Source organism: Roseateles sp. P5_B10 (genome assembly GCF_056400485.1).
This window is the reverse complement of record NZ_JBFULE010000599.1, coordinates 1-3302: the sequence shown is the minus strand read 5'-3', so window position 1 is coordinate 3302 and position 3302 is coordinate 1. Positions and strand designations below refer to the sequence as shown.

The 3302-nt window shown below is 64.3% G+C and carries 2 protein-coding genes and 1 pseudogene; 2 read left to right on the top strand and 1 reads right to left on the bottom strand.

All coding sequences use genetic code 11. From position 1 onward, the window contains the following. A partial coding sequence (locus AC1DU6_RS24525) for a bifunctional rhamnulose-1-phosphate aldolase/short-chain dehydrogenase (protein ID WP_477860256.1) occupies positions 1-1552 on the bottom strand: 1552 nt, incomplete at its 3' end. Positions 1553-2004: 452 nt separating this feature from the next. On the opposite strand from AC1DU6_RS24525, the gene AC1DU6_RS24520 reads away from it, so the two are divergent. Next, complete coding sequence (locus AC1DU6_RS24520; RefSeq protein WP_457389055.1) at positions 2005-2886, top strand: DeoR/GlpR family DNA-binding transcription regulator; 882 nt, start codon at positions 2005-2007, stop codon at positions 2884-2886. Next, positions 2883-3302: pseudogene (locus AC1DU6_RS24515) on the top strand (FGGY-family carbohydrate kinase); the annotation flags it as partial. The gene AC1DU6_RS24520 and the pseudogene AC1DU6_RS24515, both read left to right, overlap by 4 nt.

The following is a 3302-nucleotide window of genomic DNA, read 5'->3' as shown; positions in this document are numbered from 1 at the left end:
CCGTGGCTGACAGCAGCGCTTCCACTTCGGACTCGGACGTGATGTCACCGCGCACGGCGGCGACGTTGTCCTTGCCGCCGGCCTTCAGCAGGTTCTGGCGGGCTTCTTCCAGCGCCTCGGCGTCGATGTCGGTCAGCATCACGCAGGCGCCTTCCTGCAGCAGCTGGCGCGCCACCGCCTGGCCGATGCCACCGGCGCCGCCGGTGACCAAGGCCACGCGGCCGGCCAGGCTCTTGGGCTTGGGCATGCGCTGCAGCTTGGCTTCTTCAAGCAGCCAGTACTCGATATCAAAGGCTTCCTGCTCGGGCAGGCCGACGTATTTGTCGACGCCGTTCGCACCGCGCATCACGTTGATGGCGTTGACGTAGAACTCGCCGGCGATGCGGGCCGTGGCCTTGTCCTTGGCGAAGGACAGCATGCCCACGCCGGGGATCAGGTAGATGATGGGGTTGGCATCGCGCACGGCCGGGCTGTTGGCGCGCTTGCAGCGCTCGTAATAGGCCACGTAGTCGGCGCGGTAGTCTTCCAGCGCCTTGTCCAGGCCGGCCAGCAGCGCGTCGACGTCGGGCTGGGTCGGGTCGAAGTCCAGCACCAGCGGGCGGATCTTGGTGCGCAGGAAGTGGTCGGGGCAGGACGTGCCCAGAGCGGCCAGGGCGGCCAGGTCCTTGCTGCCGACGAACTCCAGCACCGCGGCGCTGTCGTTGAAGTCGCCCAGCTTGCGTTCGCTGGCGCTGATGCGGCCGCGCAGCGCGGGCATCAGCTTGGCGGCGAGGGCTGCGCGCTCTTCGGCGGGCAGGGTGATGGTCTTGACGCCGCCGAACACCGGCTGCTTGATGTTCTCGGCCAGCCACTGCTCGGCCAGGCGGATCATCTCCAGCGTGATCTCGTAGCAGCTCTTGGCCGTGTCGCCCCAGGTGAACAGGCCGTGGCCTTCCAGGATGATGCCCTTCAGGTTCGGCTGCGACGTGGCCAGGGCTTCGAGTTTGAGGCCCAGGTCGTAGCCGGGGCGCTGCCAGGGCAGCCAGCCCAGCTGGCCGCCGAAGATCACTTCGGTCAGGCGGCGGCTATCGGCACAGGCGGCGATGGCGATGATGGCGTCAGGGTGCATGTGGTCGACATGCGCCTTCGGGATATAGGCGTGCAAAGGCGTATCGATACTCGCCGCTCGCGGATTCAGATTGAAGGTGCAGTGCGGCAGGTAATCCACCATCTCGTCTTCATGTTCCAGGCCGCGATAACGTTGCTTAAGCGCCTGCAGCTTGTCCATATAGAGCGTGGAGAAACCATCCAGCTTGATGGACCCCAAATCGCCGCCCGAGCCCTTGACCCACAGTACCTCGACATCCGCGCCGGTCAGGTGGTCGCGCATCAGAACCTTGGCCGAGGTATTGCCGCCGCCGAAATTCGTCACGCGCAAATCGGAGCCCAACAGATTGGAGCGGTAGAGCAGCAGTTCGGGTTCGCTCAACTTGGCTGCCACGGCATCGTCCCACTTGGAGACGATGGGAGCCGTATCTGAGAATTTGGCGGGAGTTTGGGAATTTGCAGTCATCAGCTTGCCTGTATTCAGTCCGTCATTCATCTCCGTGAGCGCAGCCTGCGACCCGGAGCCCGCCATTCGCGGGATTAGCGGAGCGCAGTGTGGGCCGAAACAGCGCGCCACGGTCAGCGCCGGCGCAGGAAATCAAAAGGATGAGCGAATGCATCGGCCGCGGCACCTCCGCTCACGAAACGCTCATGGCCGTGAGCGTTTGCTGATTGACCTTGTCACGCAGCTGACGTAATCTGCACTTGGAACAGCGTTTCACCCAGGCTTTGATCGCTTCTGAGCGTGAGTGAAGAGGGCTGTTGCAGCCGGCGCCTACGCTCACCGGCTGCGATCAAGGAACCGGCCTCAGCCGGGCCGCCAAGCCAAGCGACGCCTGCCCTCCAGAGGCTGGGCGCCATAAATACGAGACAACGGTCGCCACCGATTCTCCGGGGCGCCCGATAAAGGTGATCCCCATGATCAATCACAAGCGTCACAAGCGTCTGCTCAAATTGCTGGACGAACGCGAGCACGCCAGCGTGCAGCAATTGATGGACTGGTTGTCGGCCTCGGCCGCGACGGTGCGGCGGGATATTTCCTGGCTGGCCGCAAAAAACCAGTTGACCCGCACTCGAGGCGGCGCGCAAAGGTTGGAGCAGAAGAAAAAGTCATACACGCTGTCCAGCGAGACTTTTCAAAACAATGCCCAGCAACATACCGCCGCCAAGCGCGCCATCGCGCGTTATGCCACCTCGATGTGCAATGACGGAGAAACCATCATCATCAATGGCGGTACCACCACCTTCATGATGGCGGAGTTTCTCGTCGAGAAGCGGCTGAAGATTCTCACCAACTCCTTCCTGATGGCCGAGCGCCTGCTCGTCACCAGCGACAACGAGATCATCCTGCCCGGCGGCAAGGTTTACCGCGAGCAGAACGTCATCCTGAGCCCGTTCGAGAACGACGTCGCCCAGCACCACTACGCAGCCAAGATGTTCATGGGCGTCTACGGGCTGTCCATCCTGGGCCTGATGGAGGCCGACCCGCTGCTGATCCAGGCGGAGAAGCGCCTCATCAGCCAGGCGGAGGAGCTGATCGTGCTGGTGGACAGCTCCAAGTTCCAGCGCAAGGCGGGCCTGGTGCTGTGCGGCTTGAACCGCGTGTCCACCGTCATTACCGACACCGGCGCGTCCGACAGCGCCGTGCAACTGCTGGAGCACTACGGCGTGCGTGTCATCACCGTGGAGCCTGAAGCCGTGGACCCTCGCGTGGTGGAGGCTTCGGCGCTGAGCTCGCATGACTATGCGGCCGTGYTGGAGTCGGGCTCCTACCACCGGCACGCGGGGCTGGTGTCTTGAGTCCTGGGGCCGGTGATCTCGTTTCAGGCATCGTTGTCCTCGACATCGGCAAGACCAACGCCAAGCTGACCCTCATCGACGCGGCTGGCAAGACGCTGGCCGAAGCGCGCACGCCCAACACCGTGCGGCGAGACGGGCCCTATCCGCACCACGACACCGAGAGGCTGTGGGGCTGGATGCTGGACCAGCTGCGCGAGCTTTCCACGCTGGCGTGCATCCGCGCCATCGTGCCTGTCACCCATGGCGCGACGGCGGCATTGATCGATGACGCCGGCCTTGTGCTGCCGGTGCCTGACTATGAGCATGTGCCGGGCGACGCCGTCGATGCCGCTCGCTATGACACGCTGCGGCCGCCGTTCGACGAGAGCGGTTCGCCGCGGCTGCCGGCCGGCCTCAACCTCGGCCGCCAGCTGGAC